Genomic DNA, 14,877 nt, shown 5'->3' on the forward strand with positions numbered 1-14,877 from the left:
CGGTCGGGCGTGTCGCACTCCCTCTACAGAAAATTCCCATACGGAAATTCCCTCGTCCAAGGGGGTGCGGTCCCAAGACCGCGGTTCGGGGGAAAACACCCACCGAATGCCTGGTAGGCACCGTGCTGACGCTTCCCAGAAGATTCCCGTACGTCCGCCCCATTGCTGCCCCGGAGGGCAGATAGGGCGACGAGTACTGTGGGACTCGCTTCCGGTCCTCCCGGCGGGAGGCGCGCAGCATCGGCACTCAGCCGAGCAACTTGAGTAGTCTGCCATACGAGACACGTACTGCGCCAATCGGGCGGAAGAGAATACCCCGCCACGCTGAGTGGTCAAACTGCACCACGCGGCGGGGATCCCGGTCCCCCGTCCGGCGCCCGCTCAGGAGCGCGACACGGTGCCGCAACCCTCCCGCTTGTCGGTTTCCATGGCCTGGCTGCGGTCGTACGGGTCCATCGGGGTGCCGGAGGGCGTGGGGCCGGTCGGCGCGTCCTCGTCGAAGACGGGGTGCAGGAATCCGTCGTAGACGTCACACGCACTGTTGGACAGGTCCACGTCGAAGCTCTCGAGCCAGAGCTTGCCGGCGGTCGCCTCCCACTTGCGCGGGTCCGCGATGGCGAAGGTGATCTCGCGCCGCACGATGGAGCGCTCGACCTGGTGCGCGCCCGGCTTCGCCTTCACGAACGGGTACACGAAGGTGTAGTCGACCAGCACCTTGGCCCGGCCGGGCTCCGGGTCGGGCTCCACCCACATCCGGCCGCGGACCTTGACCACGTCGCCCGCGGGCTTCAGCTCGGCCGGATCGGTCCGGGTGAAGACCCACAGCGGGTCGTTGTCCTTGGTCGGGGCCACCAGCGACTGCTCCAGGTCGCCCAGCTGCTTCTTGAGCTTGGGGTCGACGAGGTCCAGGGCGGCCGCGGGGCGCTCCCCGCGCAGGGTCGCCGGGTCCAGGTTGGCCGTGACCAGGAACTGCTTGGCCTTCTCCAGCGCGTCGGCGACCTTCTCCTTGCTCATGCCGCCGACCGCCTGGGCCTCCGGCACCTCGATGCCGGCCGCCCCGTCGGCCCACTGCAGGGCCGGGGAGCCACGGAAGGGGTCCGCGAGCGTGGGCTGGTCCGGGTCCACCGGCGTGGGCGGGGTGCTCGGCCGCGCGGTCTCGGCGGGCAGCGGGTCGCGGGCCGCGGCGTCCCGCCCGGCCTTGCCGGTGACCTTGTCGATGACCAGCTCCGGCCGGATGGCGACCAGCGCGAGTGCGGCGACGAACGCGATGGCCAGCGCCGCCTTGAGGCGCCGCCTGCCCCTCCCCCGCCCTTCCTGCCAGGCGGGACCGGTCCGCCAGCCGGGCGGCTGCCCGGAGCCGCCCCGGGCGGCTTCCTCCGCGCGCAGCCGCGCGGTCACCATGCGGGCCCGCGCGGACGGCTCCTCCGGCGCCTCGCCGGTGCCGGCCCCGGCCTGCTCCTGGAAGCGTGCCCAGTCGTCGTCGGAGACGGACGGTCCGCCCTCGTCGTTCCTTGCCATGTACCCACCCTGGATGTCGCGGCGGGGGTCCCCCGGACCGTGTCCAGGAGACCCCCGCCGATGGAACTCGGTGCTACTTGGTGAAGTAGCCCGTGATGTCAGCGATCAGATCGACGCTGCCGTCGTTGTTGAAGAAACTGACCTTCCCGTCCACGACCGGGACGACCACCAGGTTCGGGATCGTCTGGCCCGGCGTGAAGTTCAGGTTCGAGGCGCTCGAGCGGGTCGTACCGCTCGGGAACACCGACACGTAGCTCGCGGCCGTCGGGTTCGTGGCGGTCACGTTCAGCACCACCGCGGTGACGCCCGTGGCCGGGATGCCGTTGGTACCGGCGACGGAGAGGGTCACCACGCCCTGGGCGCCGACCTTCTCCTGCTTCACGCCCAGACCCGCACGCGTGTCCATCAGCCGCTTCGGGCCGATGTTGAGGTGCGTGGAACCCGTACCGGCCGAGGTGAAGTAGCCGGTGATGTCGGCGATCAGGTCCACCGTGCCGTCGTTGTTGTAGAAGCTGACCTTGCCGTCGACCACCGGGACGACCACCAGGTTCGGGATGGTCTTGCCCGGGGTGAAGTTCAGGTTCGAGGCGCTCGAGCGGGTCGTACCGCTCGGGAACACCGACACGTAGCTCGCGGCCGTCGGGTTCGTGGCGGTCACGTTCAGCACCACCGCGGTGACGCCCTCGGCCGGGATGCCGTTGGTGCCCGCGACCGGCAGGGTCACCACACCCTGAGGCCCGACCTTCTCCTGCTTCACACCCAGACCCGCACGCGTGTCCATCAGCCGCTTCGGGCCGATGTTGAGGTGCGTGGAGCCCTCACCGGCCGAGGTGAAGTAGCCCGTGATGTCGGCGATCAGGTCGATGGAGCCGTCGTTGTTGAAGAAGTTGACCTTGCCGTCGACCACGGGAACGACCACCAGGTTCGGGATGGTCAGGCCGGGGGTGACGTTGAGGTTCGAGGCGCTGGAGCGCGCGGTACCGCTCGGGTACACCGACACGTAGCTCGGGGCCGTCGGGTTGGTCGCGGTCACGTTCAGCACGACCGAGGTGACGCCCGTGGCCGGGATGCCGTTGGTGCCGGCGACCGCGAGGGTCACCACGCCCTGGGGCCCGACCTTCTCCTGCTTCACGCCCAGACCCGCACGCGTGTCCATCAGGCGCTTCGGGGTGACCGGGACGAACTTGGCCTCCTTGGGCGCCGAGACCTCCGCGACGACGGTGACCGGGAGGCTCGTGGAGACCTTGCCGTTCTGCGCGGTCGCCCGGACCTCGACCTTGTGGGTGCCGGAGGCCAGGACCGCGGTCGCGCTGCGGGCCGAACCGTCCGCGGTCGACGCGGACGCGCCGTCCACGAGCAGGTCGAACTTGGCCAGCCGGTCGCTCGCCGTGCTGGTGGTCCAGTCGAGGGTCAGGGGCCCGTTGGACTTGTAACTGGCGTTCGGCACGGCCGCGGTGCCGTTGACCGCGGCTATCTTCAGCCGTGCGGCGGGGCCCGAGGTGCGGATCGAGTCCAGCTGCGCGTAGAGCGAGCCGCCCGGGCACTCGGTGTTGAAGCCGTCGCGGTGACCGGAGACGGTCTTGAACGTGTACGACTGGCCCTTGACGAACGTGGCGCCGGTACCGCTCTTCTGGTCCGCGCCCGCCGTCATCGTGGTCGTGGCGTTCATGTCCACGTCGTACTGGCCGAGCTTGTAGGCCGCGACCTGGGAGACCGCGTCGCGCGCGGCGTCAGTGGCCCCGGCGCCCGTGTAGTTGCCGAGTACGGCGACACCCTCGGACTCGGTGTTCCAGCCGTAGGTGTGCGCGCCGATGACCGGCTGGTCGATGCCGCCCTTGCGGCCCTCGAAGACCGTGCCGCACTTGTCGACCAGGAAGTTGTAGCCGAGGTCCTTCCACCCGTTGGTCTTCACGTGGTACAGGTGGATGCCCCGGACGATGGCCGCGGACTGCGAGCAGTCGTAGGCCGCGGCGTCCGCCGTGTGGTGGACGAAGACGGCCTTGACCTTGCCGCCCGGCATGTACTCCGGGGACTCGTTGTTGACGCTCTCGTCGGCCTGCCAGTCGGCCCGGGAGACGACCGTCGGCTGCGGCGCCGTGGAGACGGGGCCGGGGTCCGCCGCTTCGACGGCGAAGGCCGCCGGTTCGGCGTTCAACTCGCCGTTCTTCCCGGAGCCGGTGGCGCCCGGGTCCACGAGGTTCAGCTCCAGGCCCGCGGGGAGGCCGCCGCCGCTCGCGCGCACCTCAGCGCCGTTCGACGGGCCGACCCAGACGGGCTCGGTCGCGCCGTGCGCGGAAGGGCGCTTGCCGTCGAGTCCCGCCTGCACCGGGTCGAGGGTGATCCAGTTGGACCACTTCCCGGTCTCCGCGTTGCGGCTGCGGGCCTCGATGGTGCCCTTCACCTCGGCGGCGGGGTCCGTCCAGGACACGCCCAGGAGGCCGAAGAGCTCGGTGCCCTGCTTGGCGAGGACGGCCTCACCGCTGCCCTTGGACTGCAGGGCGAGCTTGCGCACGTCCCCGTCCACGGGACCGGTCTGCTTGGCTCCGGCGCTGTACGCCTTCGCGGCCGCCTTGCCCTCGCCCCCGCCCTTGCCTTCGGAGGAGACCCATCCGGGTCCTCCCGCCACCCCCTGGAAACCCAGTACCGCAGCCACGCCGAGCGCGGTGGCCAGCGCGGTGCCGCGCACACGACCCAGTCTCAAGTTGTTTCCCCGCCCCTGTAACGAACGCCTGTCCTACAACATCTGATCCGCCGGATGTTACTCACCGGATATCGAAAGGAGAACGGCGGGGGTCCCCCGGATTCAATGTCCGGGTGGACCCCCGCCGTTGCGGGCCGTACGTCCGGGTACCGGCCGGTACGCGGCTACTCGACCGACTTGTCCTTGAACGGCGCCCGGCGGCCGCAGATGGCGGGCCAGTCCTTGGCCACGACGTTCGCGCACCAGAGCATGTGGTCGTCCTCGTACTGCTTCCAGCGCTTGACCTTGATGTCGGAGCACTCCTTGACCGGCGAGAAGCGCGGGCACGTGCCGTCCGGCTTCTTCACGGCGTGCGCGCGCCAGGCGTCGAGGCCCATGGAGTCGGTGGATTGGGGCGCCGGCATGTACCGGTTGACCGACCAGGAGGCGCCCATGGTGGCGAACAGCGCGAGCGCGCACAGCAGTCCGGCCGACAGCTGCCGCACCACCCGGGGCGGGACGACCCGCTTCGCCGGGTCGCCGCCGGCCGGGCGCAGGGTGCGCTCGGCCCAGCCGGAGCCCCGCTGGACCACGGCCATCATGCCCATGACGCACAGGATCATCAGGCAGTACAGGATGATCCACGTGGTCCGCGGGTAGAGCTGGACCGCCTTCTCCTGGGCCATCTGCGAGGCGAAGAAGAAGCGGGCCAGCCAGGCGCCCGCGAGCGTGGCCGCCGCGGTGCGGACCATGACGTTGCGCAGGCCCAGGCCGACGCCGAGGCCCACGCCGAACAGCAGGAGCAGCGCGAATCCGCTCTGGCCCGCCATCTCGCCGGAGGCCGGCCAGTCCATGTACGTCTTGCCGGCCGCGCGGTCCGAGGCGAAGCCCATGATGTAGGCCGGGTCCACGTACACCGCGAGGTAGGCGTAGCGGTCCGGGGTCTGCGCGCCGAGGCGGAGCATCTGGTAGAGCAGCGGGGCTCCGAAGAAGCCGGCCGTGAGCAGCACGGATCCGACGTACACGGCGGCCCGCTTGACGACGGGGGCGCCGGCCCGCCACGGGAAGAGGAAGAGCGCGAGCAGGCCCACGCCCGGCGCGGCCCACACGTACCAGCCGGAGTACCAGAGGAAGAGCACGGCGAAGATCAGGCCCATGCCCGCGCCGCGGAGCATCAGGGACTTCATCGAGCGGGTGCCCGCCCGGCGCAGTTCCAGCAGGCAGTAGCCGAGCAGCGGCAGCAGCACGATCATGACGACGTGGCTGTACGGGCGGATCGGGTCCAGGAAGAGCACGGCGGCCGGCACCGCGATCAGCAGCGCCCAGAAGGGGCGCAGCAGCAGGCGCCAGGCCAGGTAGGCCATCGGGCCGACCAGGGCGCTGAAGAAGATCTGCATGTCCTTCAGGGCGAAGCCGGTGCCGCCGATGGTGTCGCCGTAGCGGACCTTGGACCACACGGCCATCAGGGCCGGGAAGCCGGGCGGGTAGATGCCCGACATGCCCTCGCCGGCCCGGAAGGAGTTGGCCATCTCCACCAGGACGCTCGGGTCGCCCTCCTGGCCGCCGAGCGGCCAGGGCGTCCCGCGCAGGGCCACGACCACGCCGCCCGCGACCACGCCGGTGGCGAGGCCGGCCAGGGCCGCGCAGACGAGGCGCTTGACCAGCTGGTGGCGGCTCGGCCGCCCCCGGTAGGCGGTGTAGAGGAGGACTCCGAGCAGCGGCAGGCCGAGCACGGCCGCGAACAGCTGCATCCTGGCGAGGCCGCTGACCTGGCCGAGGCGGTTCATCGGGTTGACGCCGATGCGCGTGCACAGCAGCGTGTAGCCGAGTGCCGCCACGACGCTGACCACGGCCTCGGCGACCGGGAGCACCCAGATCCGGGAGGTCCACGGTCGCCGGCCCGCTGACGTGGCCGTGAGCGGCTCGGCGTCCGCGGCCCGGGTCCGGCCGGACGCGGCGGCGGAGCCTCCGGACGCCCTGGGGGCCAGGTCTGTCATCTCAGTCCACACTCCTCCGCGGGACATGGCCGCGGGTAGGGCCCGACTCTGGGTCGGGCCGACGTTTCCCGGGTCGGGAGGGGCGGGGCACAGGCCGCGACGGCCTCGGCGCCCGCGCGCCACCCGCTTTCCCGTCCCCCATCGCGGCCACCGTACAAGGGCCGCGCCCCCGTCAGACGCCCGAGGTGAAGGCGTGCTTGGCCAGGTTGCGGACGCCCGCGCGCTGGCCGCGGCGCAGGGCGCCGGGCATCATCGTGATCGCGTGCAGGCGGGATCCGCTGTGGAAACGGGCGGCGCGGGCGGCCTTGGGCCAGCCGCGGGCGTCCATCCGGTCGGCCACCGCGTCGAAGTAGCGCGCGGCCTCGGTGAAGCGGGTTCCGGTGAAGGCCTGGACCGAGGACTCGCTGACGGCGTGCCGGCGGTAGCGGAAGACGGCGGCCGAGTTGTCGATCACCATCTCCTCGCCGTGTTCGAGCAGGTCGACCACGAGCGCGAGGTCCTGGATCACCGAGTACTCGGACTGGAAGCCCACCGTGCGCAGGGCCTCGCCCCGCCACGCGATGGACGGGAAGTACAGCCAGTTGCCGCGCAGCACGCTGGCGGCCAGCTCCTCGCCGGCCATGGTGCGGCTGCCGTCGACCTGCGGGGCGTAGAGCTTGCGCTTGACGCTGTCCGCGAGGCCTTCGGCGGCCTTGCCGTCGCCGTCGATGACCTCGACTCCGGGCTGGACCATGCCGATGCCCGGGTGGGCCTCGGCGAGGCCCCGTACGGTCTTCAGGTAGTGCGGGTGGAGCAGGTCGTCGCAGCCCATGATCACGACGTAGTCGGCCTCGGAGAGGCGCACGCACTTCTTGAAGTTCTCGTTGATGCCGAGGTTCTGCTCGTTGCGGGTGTACTGGACCCGCTCGTCGCCGAGCTCCGCGAACCAGCCCGGGACGTCCGGCTCCTTGCCGTCGTCGATGACGACGAGCCGGAAGTCCGGATCCGTCTGCGCCAGGACGCTGTTGACGGCGTCCTGCATCAGCTGGACGTCCCCGTAGTAGGGGAGCATGAAGTCGAAGGTCACCACGGCGATTCCTCAGGCCTTGACGGAGTCGGCGGCGGCCTCGGAGCGGGCCGGGTCGGCCTGCTCGTCCGACTCGTCCTGTGCCGCGGGGGCCGCGGGAGCGGCCGGGGCGGCGGAGCGGGCGGCGTCCGGGCCGAGGCGCTGGTCGTTGTGGCGCGCACCCTCGCTGAGGGCCACCGTCCGGGCCAGGTCGGTGATCTTCTTCTCCAGCGAGCGGAAGCGCAGGAAGGTGTTGAGGGTCAGGAAGCCCATGGCCAGGACCATCACGTACAGCACCAGGTCGGTGCCGCGGCCCACGCCGAGCTGGTGGGCGAGCCAGGTGACGTCGGTCGGCCGGAGCACGGCGTAGACGTTGACGAGGACGAAGACCGAGAACGCGATGCGCTTCCAGGCGCGGGTCTTCGCCTGGTCCCAGTTGCGTATGAACATCAGGGCCATCGAGGCGGAGCCCAGGATGAGGACCAGCTGGATCCAGAAGTACTTCATCGGCGGCCACGCTCCCGCAGGGTGATGTCGAAGAGGATGTTGACGCCGTTGATCAGGGACTGACCCTTGGCGCGCGAGTAGTCGGTGTAGAGGATGTCCACCGGGACCTCGACGACACGCAGCCCCGAGCCGGCCAGGTAGCCGACGATCTCGGAGGCGTGGGCCATGCCGTTGTGCGTGATCTGCAGCTGCTCGGCCGCCTCGCGGCCGAGGACGCGCAGACCGTTGTGCGCGTCGGTGAGGTTGAGCTTGCGCGCGGTCGGGCTGACGGCCGCGGCCGTGCGCAGCACGACCCGCTTGATCCACGGCACCTGGCCGTTCTGCTCGATGAAGCGGGAGCCGAGCACCACGTCGGCCTCGCCGCCGCGCAGGACGGCGACCATCTTCTCCACGTCGGCGGTCTGGTGCTGGCCGTCCGCGTCGAAGGTCGCGAAGTAGCGGGCGCCCGGCTGCGAGAGCGCGTACTTCAGACCGGTCTGGAGGGCCGCGCCCTGGCCGAGGTTGACCGGGTGCTGCACCAGGTGGGCGCCGGTGGTGGTGATGTGCCGGGCGGAGTCGTCCGAGCTGCCGTCGTCGACGACGACTATGTTCGGAAAGGTCTTGCGTGCTCCCTCGACGACATCGGCGATCACCTGGCCCTCGTTATAGGCCGGGATGACCAGCCAGACATCGTCGTATTGGGACACGGTAACTCCAGCGGAACGTGGCACATCTGAGTGCACGGGGATCGGTGGTACTTCGGAGGCGGCCATGGTCACTTCCCGCCCGCGGCGGCGCCCTGGGGGCTCGCGGCGTCAGTCTGGCCCGCCTCATCGACGGCTTCGACGGCGTCGCCGGCTTCGGCGGCCGCACCCGGAGCGGCGCCCGGGAACCCCAGCCGCAGCGCCGTCAGCATAGCGAGCACGGTGGCCAGGGAGCCCAGTGCGTAGGCCAGGATCACACGGAGAGCAACGTCACCCGGGGCGAAGGTGACGCCGACGAGCACGGCGGTGCCGACGGCCCAGCAGAGCAACTGCAGGTTGTGCCGCTTGAATACCATCAGCGCCTGGCCGAGCACCATCGCGAACATGTACGCCACGGTGCCCGCGGACAACAGGAAGAAGTCGAAGCAGCCCAGGGCCGGCTTGGCGCCGAAGAGGACGCCGATCAGCCAGGGGCCGAGCACGGTCGCGGGGACGCCGCCGAGCACGCCGAGCGCGCCCACGACGACGCCGATCCGGCGCAGCATCGCGCCGAAGGCGGCCCGGTCGCCCGCCTGGTAGGCGGCGCTGAGCCCGCTCAGCAGCGAGGCCTGGAGCGAGCCGAAGACGAACAGCGGCACCCGGGCCAGGACCAGCGCGTTGAGCAGGGCCGCGATCAGCACGCTGTCGGTGGGCGCGAGCAGCTTGGTGCTCATCACCGCGGCGTTGACCACGACCTGGGAGAGCAGGGTCGAGCAGATCAGCAGGCCCAGCCCGGCGGACAGCTCCCGCCAGCCGATCTCCTCGCCGGGCTCCGCCGCGCGCAACAGCGCGGGCAGCGTCACCACGGCCGCCACGAGGGGTGCGACGGCCAGTACGAGGCTGAAGGCGAGCGCGGTGTTCAGTCCGAAGAGCGCGCAGCCGAAGGCGAGGACGATCCGCAGCCCGCCGTCGATGGCGAGCTGGGTGCCGTACGCGCCGAACCGGCCGAGGCCGGCCAGGACGCCGCGGGTGAGGTAGCAGACGGCCATGCCCGCGAAGGCTCCGCCGAGGGCGGCCACCAGGCCGCGGTCGCCGTGGAACAGCAGGTCCGCGATGGGGCCCGCGGCCGCGGCGAGGACGAGCAGGGTCGCGCCGAGCATCCCCGCGGTGAGCAGGGTGGCCCGCCGCAGGACGGGGGCCGCGCCGTGGCCGTCGACCGCGCGGGCGGCGACGATCCGGGTGAGCTCCTGCTCGACGGGGAAGAAGATGCCGAGCCCGATCGCCATCACGATCGTCCACAGGACCGAGACGTTGGCCATGGCCTCCGTGGACAGGCTGTGCCCGGCCACACCCAGGTGGACGTACGAGGCCGCGCCGAGCACGACGGTGCCGCCGGCCACCGCGACGGTGCCCGGCGGCAGCGCCGCGGTGATCTTGCCCAGCAGGCTTTTCATCCCGTGCTGCCGTATCCCGCGCTGCCGTTGCGGTCCGCGCCCTCGGGCGCGGCGAAGGCGGGGCGGGTCAGCGCTTCGGCCAGCTGCTCGCGCCAGTCGGCGAGCGGGGCCAGCCCGGCCCCGGCCCAGCGCTCGTGCGCGAGCACGCTGAACGCCGGGCGGACCGCGGGGCGCACGAACGCGGTGGAGTCGGTCGGCCGGATCCGCTCGGGGTCCAGGCCGCTCAGCCGGTAGGTCTCGCGGGCGAGCCCGAACCAGGTGGTCCGGCCGCTCGCGGTGCCGTGGTAGACCCCGCCGGGGGCGCGGCCGTCCAGCGCCGCCTGCCCCAGCTCGACCAGCCGGCGGGCCAGCGCGTAGGACCAGGTGGGCTGGCCGTGCTGGTCGTCGACGACGTCCAGGGTGTCCCGCTGGGCGGCCAGCTTGAGCATGGTGGCGACGAAGTTCGGGCCGTGCTCGCCGTACAGCCAGGCGGTGCGGACCACGTAGCCGTCCTGCGGCAGCAGTTCGGCCACGGCCAGCTCGCCGGCCAGCTTGGAGCGGCCGTACGCGTTGACCGGGCCGGTCGCGGCGTCCTCGGCGTACGGCTGCGAGGCGTCGCCGGGCAGCACGTAGTCCGTGGAGACGTGCAGCAGGCGGGCGCCGGCCGCGGCGCAGGCCCCGGCCAGGACGCGTACGCCGGTGCCGTTGACGGTGGTGGCGGCCTCTTCGGCGCTCTCGGCACCGTCCACATCGGTCCAGGCGGCGCAGTTCACGACGACGGCGCAGCCCTCGACCGCGGCCCGGACCGAAGCCGGGTCGGTGATGTCGAGGTCGGCGCGGCCGAGGCCGACGGCCTCGATGCCGGCGTCCTTGAGGACGGCCAGGACGTCCTGGCCGAGCATGCCGGCGGCGCCGGTGACGATCCAGCGCGCGCCCGCGGGGCGGTCGGCTCCCTGTGCGGCGCTCACTTCTGCAGCGCTGCCTTGGCCTTCAGGGGCTCCCACCAGGCGCGGTTCTCGCGGTACCAGGCGATGGTCGACGCGATGCCTTCCTCGAAGGTGACCTGCGGGGCGTAGCCGAGCTCGGAGCCGATCTTGCTGATGTCGATCGAGTAGCGCAGGTCGTGGCCCTTGCGGTCCTCGACGCGCTCGACCATGTCCCAGCCGAGGCCGGCGGCCTCCAGCAGGACGCCGGTGAGCTCCTTGTTGGTGAGCTCGACGCCGCCGCCGATGTTGTAGACCTCGCCGCCGCGGCCCTTGCGCATCGCCAGGTCGATGCCGCGGCAGTGGTCGGAGACGTGCAGCCAGTCGCGCACGTTGCCGCCGTTGCCGTACAGCGGGACCTTCTTGCCGTCCATCAGGTTCGAGACGAACAGCGGGATGACCTTCTCCGGGAACTGGTAGTGCCCGTAGTTGTTGGAGCAGCGCGTGACGACGACGTCCATGCCGTGCGTGCGGGCGTAGGCCAGCGCGAGCAGGTCGGAGGAGGCCTTGGAGGCGGAGTACGGGGAGTTGGGCACCAGCGGCCACTCCTCGGTCCAGGAGCCCTCGCTGATGGAGCCGTACACCTCGTCGGTGGAGATGTGGACGAAGCGGCCGACGCCGTGCTTGCGGGCGGCGTCCAGGAGGACCTGGGTGCCCACGACGTTGGTCATCACGAAGGGGCCCGCGCCGGCGATCGAGCGGTCCACGTGGGACTCGGCCGCGAAGTGCACGACGACGTCGTGGCCGGGCATCACCTGGTCGACGGCCTGCGCGTCGCAGATGTCGCCCTTGACGAAGGAGTAGCCGGGGTGGTCCGCGACCGGGGCGAGGTTGGCTTCGACGCCGGAATACGTCAGCTTGTCGAAGACGGTGATCTGGGCCGAGGGGTCCGAACCGAGCTGCTGGCGGACGAATTCTGAACCGATGAAGCCGGCGCCGCCGGTCACAAGGATGCGCATAATACAAACAGTCTAGCCGTCCGCCCACACGGCCACGGCCGCCCGCCCACACCGTTACCGGCCCGGAACTGGTACCTCCGGCGCTCTCGCATAGGGTTGGGCCCATGCGTGGAATTCTCTTGGCCGGCGGCACCGGATCACGACTCTGGCCGCTGACGCGGGCAGTGTCGAAGCAGCTGCTGCCCGTCTTCGACAAGCCGATGATCTACTACCCGCTCTCGACGCTGGTCATGGCCGGGATCAGCGAGATCCTCGTCATCACCACCCCGGACGACCGCGACCAGTTCGAGCGCCTGCTCGGCGACGGCTCGCAGTTCGGCATCCGGCTGGAGTACGCCGTCCAGGAGCGCCCCGAGGGCATCGCCCAGGCCTTCGTGCTCGGCGCCGACTTCATCGGTGACGACTCCGTCGCCCTGATCCTCGGCGACAACATCTTCCACGGCAGCGGCCTCGGCACGCGTCTGGCGGAGCACACCGATTCCAAGGGCGGCCGGGTCTTCGCGTACCCGGTGGCGGACCCGACGGCGTACGGCGTGGTCGAGTTCGACGCGAACGGCCAGGCCATCTCCATCGAGGAGAAGCCGGTCAAGCCCAAGTCCCGCTACGCCGTGCCGGGCCTCTACTTCTACGACAACCGGGTCGTCGAGATCGCCCGCGGCCTGAAGCCCAGCGCCCGCGGCGAGCTGGAGATCACCGCGGTCAACGACGCGTACCTCCAGGCCGGTGAGCTGAATGTCACCATCCTCGACCGCGGTACCGCCTGGCTGGACACCGGCACCTTCGTCTCGATGGTGCAGGCCTCGGAGTTCGTGCGCGTGATCGAGGAGCGACAGGGCTTCAAGATCGGTTGCATCGAGGAAGCCGCCTGGCGGGCGGGCCTCATCGACTCCGCGCAGCTGCGCGCGCTGGCCGAGCCCCTCACCAAGAGCGGCTACGGCGACTACCTGATCACCCTGCTCGAAGAGGAGGCCGCGCGATGAAGTTCCGCGAGCTCTCCATGGAGGGCGTCTTCGAGATCACCCCCCAGCAGCACGGCGACCCGCGCGGCATGTTCATGGAGTGGTACCGCTTCGACCGCCTCGCCGAGGTCGTCGGGCACCCGCTGAACCTGGCGCAGGCCAACCTGTCGGTCTCCCAGCGCGGTGTGGTGCGCGGCATCCACTTCGCCGACGTGCCGCGCGGCCAGGCCAAGTACGTCACCTGCGTACGGGGCGCCGTCCTGGACGTCATCGTGGACCTGCGGGTCGGCTCCCCGACCTTCGGCCGCTGGGAGGGCGTCCGGCTGGACGACGTGGACCGCCGCGCCGTCTACATCCCCGAGGGCATGGGGCACGGCTTCTGCGCGCTGAGCGACGACGCCACGCTGTCCTACCTCTGCTCGGAGACGTACAACCCGACCGGTGAGCACTCGGTGCACCCGCTCGACCCGGACCTCGGCATCGACTGGCCCGCGGACGTCCCGCTGCTGTCCGCCCGCGACGAGGCCGCGCCTTCGCTGGCCGACGCCATCGCGACGGGACTGCTGCCCGACCACGCCGCCTGCCTGGAGTTCACGGAGTCCCTGCGGGTGGGCTGACCGCAGAGGCGTTCGGCACGACGTACGCGAAGAGGGCCGCACCCACGGGGGGTGCGGCCCTCTTCGCGTGCCCGCGCCCCGCGCCACCCGGCCGGCGTACGACGAAGGGCCCCTCCCCCGTCGCGTGAACGACGGGGAAGGGGCCCCTGCCAAACCAGGCACCCGCCGGAGCGGGCTGCCAGGTCAGAACACGAAATTACTTCGTGATCTTGGTGACCTGGCCGGCGCCCACGGTACGACCACCCTCACGGATGGCGAACTTGAGGCCTTCCTCCATGGCGACCGGCTGAATCAGCGTGACCGTCATCTCGGTGTTGTCGCCCGGCATGACCATCTCCGTGCCGGCCGGCAGGGTGACGACACCCGTGACGTCCGTGGTACGGAAGTAGAACTGCGGACGGTAGTTGTTGAAGAAGGGGGTGTGACGGCCACCCTCGTCCTTCGACAGGATGTACGACTGGGCCTCGAACTCGGTGTGCGGCGTGACCGAACCGGGCTTGATGATGACCTGGCCGCGCTCGACGTCCTCGCGCTTGATGCCACGGAGGAGCAGACCGACGTTCTCGCCCGCCTGGCCCTCGTCGAGCAGCTTGCGGAACATCTCGATACCGGTGACCGTGGTGGTGGTCTTGGTCTCCTTGATACCGATGATGTCGACGGTCTCGTTGACCTTCAGGACACCACGCTCGATACGGCCGGTGACGACGGTACCGCGACCGGTGATCGTGAAGACGTCCTCGACGGGCATGAGGAACGGCAGCTCGGTGTCACGCGGCGGGGTCGGGATGGCCTCGTCGACGGCAGCCATGAGGCCGAGAAGCTTCTCGCCCCACTCCTTGTCGCCCTCGAGCGCCTTCAGCGCGGAGACGCGGACGACCGGAAGGTCGTCGCCCGGGAAGTCGTAGTCGGAGAGGAGCTCACGAACCTCGAGCTCGACGAGCTCCAGGATCTCCTCGTCGTCCACCATGTCGGCCTTGTTCAGGGCGACGACGATGTACGGAACGCCGACCTGGCGGGCCAGGAGCACGTGCTCCTTGGTCTGCGGCATCGGGCCGTCGGTGGCGGCGACCACGAGGATCGCGCCGTCCATCTGCGCGGCACCGGTGATCATGTTCTTGATGTAGTCCGCGTGACCCGGGCAGTCGACGTGGGCGTAGTGACGCGCCTCGGTCTGGTACTCGACGTGCGCGATGGAGATGGTGATACCGCGCTGGCGCTCTTCGGGAGCCTTGTCGATCTGGTCGAAGGCCGAGGCCTCGTTCAGGTCCGGGTACGCGTCATGCAGCACCTTGGTAATGGCGGCCGTGAGGGTCGTCTTACCGTGGTCAATGTGACCGATGGTGCCGATGTTGACGTGCGGCTTAGTCCGCTCGAACTTCGCCTTCGCCACGGGGTCCTCCTGGAGAGTGGTTCTGTACGCCTTACAGATCGGCGCCAGGTGATCTTTGCTGGATAGCCGGTTCCCCGGGGCAACGGGAGGGTTGCTCCTGTTGCCCCAGAGGCTCCGGTGACAAGCC

The 14,877-nt window shown here is 70.6% G+C and carries 12 protein-coding genes; 2 read left to right on the forward strand and 10 right to left on the reverse strand.

Annotated features, from left to right (window positions below; genetic code table 11):
• Positions 1-381: 381 nt before the first annotated feature.
• The 9 genes from DRB96_RS07810 to rfbB form a co-directional block, all read right to left on the reverse strand.
• Entirely contained in the window at positions 382-1,518 is a 1,137-nt protein-coding gene (locus tag DRB96_RS07810; RefSeq protein WP_112447751.1) for a hypothetical protein, read from the reverse strand.
• A gap of 73 nt (positions 1,519-1,591) precedes the next feature.
• The gene (locus DRB96_RS07815) at positions 1,592-4,219 is read right to left on the reverse strand and encodes a peptidoglycan recognition protein (RefSeq protein ID WP_162688507.1); all 2,628 of its coding nucleotides are present in this window, start codon (positions 4,217-4,219) and stop codon (positions 1,592-1,594) included.
• 164 nt (positions 4,220-4,383) lie between these two features.
• The gene (locus DRB96_RS07820; RefSeq protein WP_112447753.1) at positions 4,384-6,195 is read right to left on the reverse strand and encodes a hypothetical protein; all 1,812 of its coding nucleotides are present in this window, start codon (positions 6,193-6,195) and stop codon (positions 4,384-4,386) included.
• Between the two features lie 172 nt (positions 6,196-6,367).
• Entirely contained in the window at positions 6,368-7,264 is an 897-nt protein-coding gene (locus tag DRB96_RS07825; RefSeq protein ID WP_112447754.1) for a glycosyltransferase family 2 protein, read from the reverse strand.
• A 9-nt stretch (positions 7,265-7,273) separates the two neighbouring features.
• Entirely contained in the window at positions 7,274-7,747 is a 474-nt protein-coding gene (locus tag DRB96_RS07830) for a DUF2304 domain-containing protein (protein WP_112447755.1), read from the reverse strand.
• Entirely contained in the window at positions 7,744-8,433 is a 690-nt protein-coding gene (locus DRB96_RS07835) for a glycosyltransferase family 2 protein (RefSeq protein ID WP_204357674.1), read from the reverse strand. The genes DRB96_RS07830 and DRB96_RS07835 overlap by 4 nt, the downstream gene beginning before the upstream one ends.
• Positions 8,434-8,501: 68 nt before the next feature.
• On the reverse strand, positions 8,502-9,863 hold the full coding sequence (locus DRB96_RS07840; protein WP_204357675.1) for a hypothetical protein: 1,362 nt from the start codon (positions 9,861-9,863) through the stop codon (positions 8,502-8,504).
• Complete coding sequence (gene rfbD, locus DRB96_RS07845) at positions 9,860-10,810, reverse strand: dTDP-4-dehydrorhamnose reductase (RefSeq protein ID WP_275431886.1); 951 nt, start codon at positions 10,808-10,810, stop codon at positions 9,860-9,862. The genes DRB96_RS07840 and rfbD overlap by 4 nt, the downstream gene beginning before the upstream one ends.
• Positions 10,807-11,784, reverse strand: coding sequence for a dTDP-glucose 4,6-dehydratase (rfbB, locus tag DRB96_RS07850; RefSeq protein WP_112447757.1), 978 nt, complete (start codon positions 11,782-11,784; stop codon positions 10,807-10,809). The genes rfbD and rfbB overlap by 4 nt, the downstream gene beginning before the upstream one ends.
• A 104-nt stretch (positions 11,785-11,888) precedes the next feature.
• On the opposite strand from rfbB, the gene rfbA reads away from it, so the two are divergent.
• Together rfbA and rfbC are read left to right on the forward strand one after the other, a co-directional pair.
• On the forward strand, positions 11,889-12,764 hold the full coding sequence (gene rfbA / locus DRB96_RS07855; RefSeq protein ID WP_112447758.1) for a glucose-1-phosphate thymidylyltransferase RfbA: 876 nt from the start codon (positions 11,889-11,891) through the stop codon (positions 12,762-12,764).
• Entirely contained in the window at positions 12,761-13,360 is a 600-nt protein-coding gene (rfbC, locus tag DRB96_RS07860; protein WP_112447759.1) for a dTDP-4-dehydrorhamnose 3,5-epimerase, read from the forward strand. The genes rfbA and rfbC overlap by 4 nt, the downstream gene beginning before the upstream one ends.
• A 196-nt stretch (positions 13,361-13,556) precedes the next feature.
• Here rfbC and tuf read toward each other — a convergent pair whose 3' ends face one another.
• The gene (tuf, locus tag DRB96_RS07865; RefSeq protein ID WP_112447760.1) at positions 13,557-14,750 is read right to left on the reverse strand and encodes an elongation factor Tu; all 1,194 of its coding nucleotides are present in this window, start codon (positions 14,748-14,750) and stop codon (positions 13,557-13,559) included.
• Positions 14,751-14,877: the final 127 nt, after the last annotated feature.

The sequence above is a fragment of the Streptomyces sp. ICC1 genome, assembly GCF_003287935.1.
In the GTDB taxonomy this organism is placed as follows: Bacteria; Actinomycetota; Actinomycetes; order Streptomycetales; family Streptomycetaceae; genus Streptomyces; species Streptomyces tritrimontium.

Coding starts and splice junctions, on each gene's coding strand:
- DRB96_RS07810 (WP_112447751.1), bottom strand. CDS start 1,518: ATGGCAAGGAACGACGAGGGCGGACCGTCCGTCTCCGACGACGACTGG.
- DRB96_RS07820 (WP_112447753.1), bottom strand. CDS start 6,195: ATGACAGACCTGGCCCCCAGGGCGTCCGGAGGCTCCGCCGCCGCGTCC.
- DRB96_RS07840 (WP_204357675.1), bottom strand. CDS start 9,863: ATGAAAAGCCTGCTGGGCAAGATCACCGCGGCGCTGCCGCCGGGCACC.
- rfbC (WP_112447759.1), top strand. CDS start 12,761: ATGAAGTTCCGCGAGCTCTCCATGGAGGGCGTCTTCGAGATCACCCCC.
- rfbB (WP_112447757.1), bottom strand. CDS start 11,784: ATGCGCATCCTTGTGACCGGCGGCGCCGGCTTCATCGGTTCAGAATTC.
- rfbA (WP_112447758.1), top strand. CDS start 11,889: ATGCGTGGAATTCTCTTGGCCGGCGGCACCGGATCACGACTCTGGCCG.
- DRB96_RS07830 (WP_112447755.1), bottom strand. CDS start 7,747: ATGAAGTACTTCTGGATCCAGCTGGTCCTCATCCTGGGCTCCGCCTCG.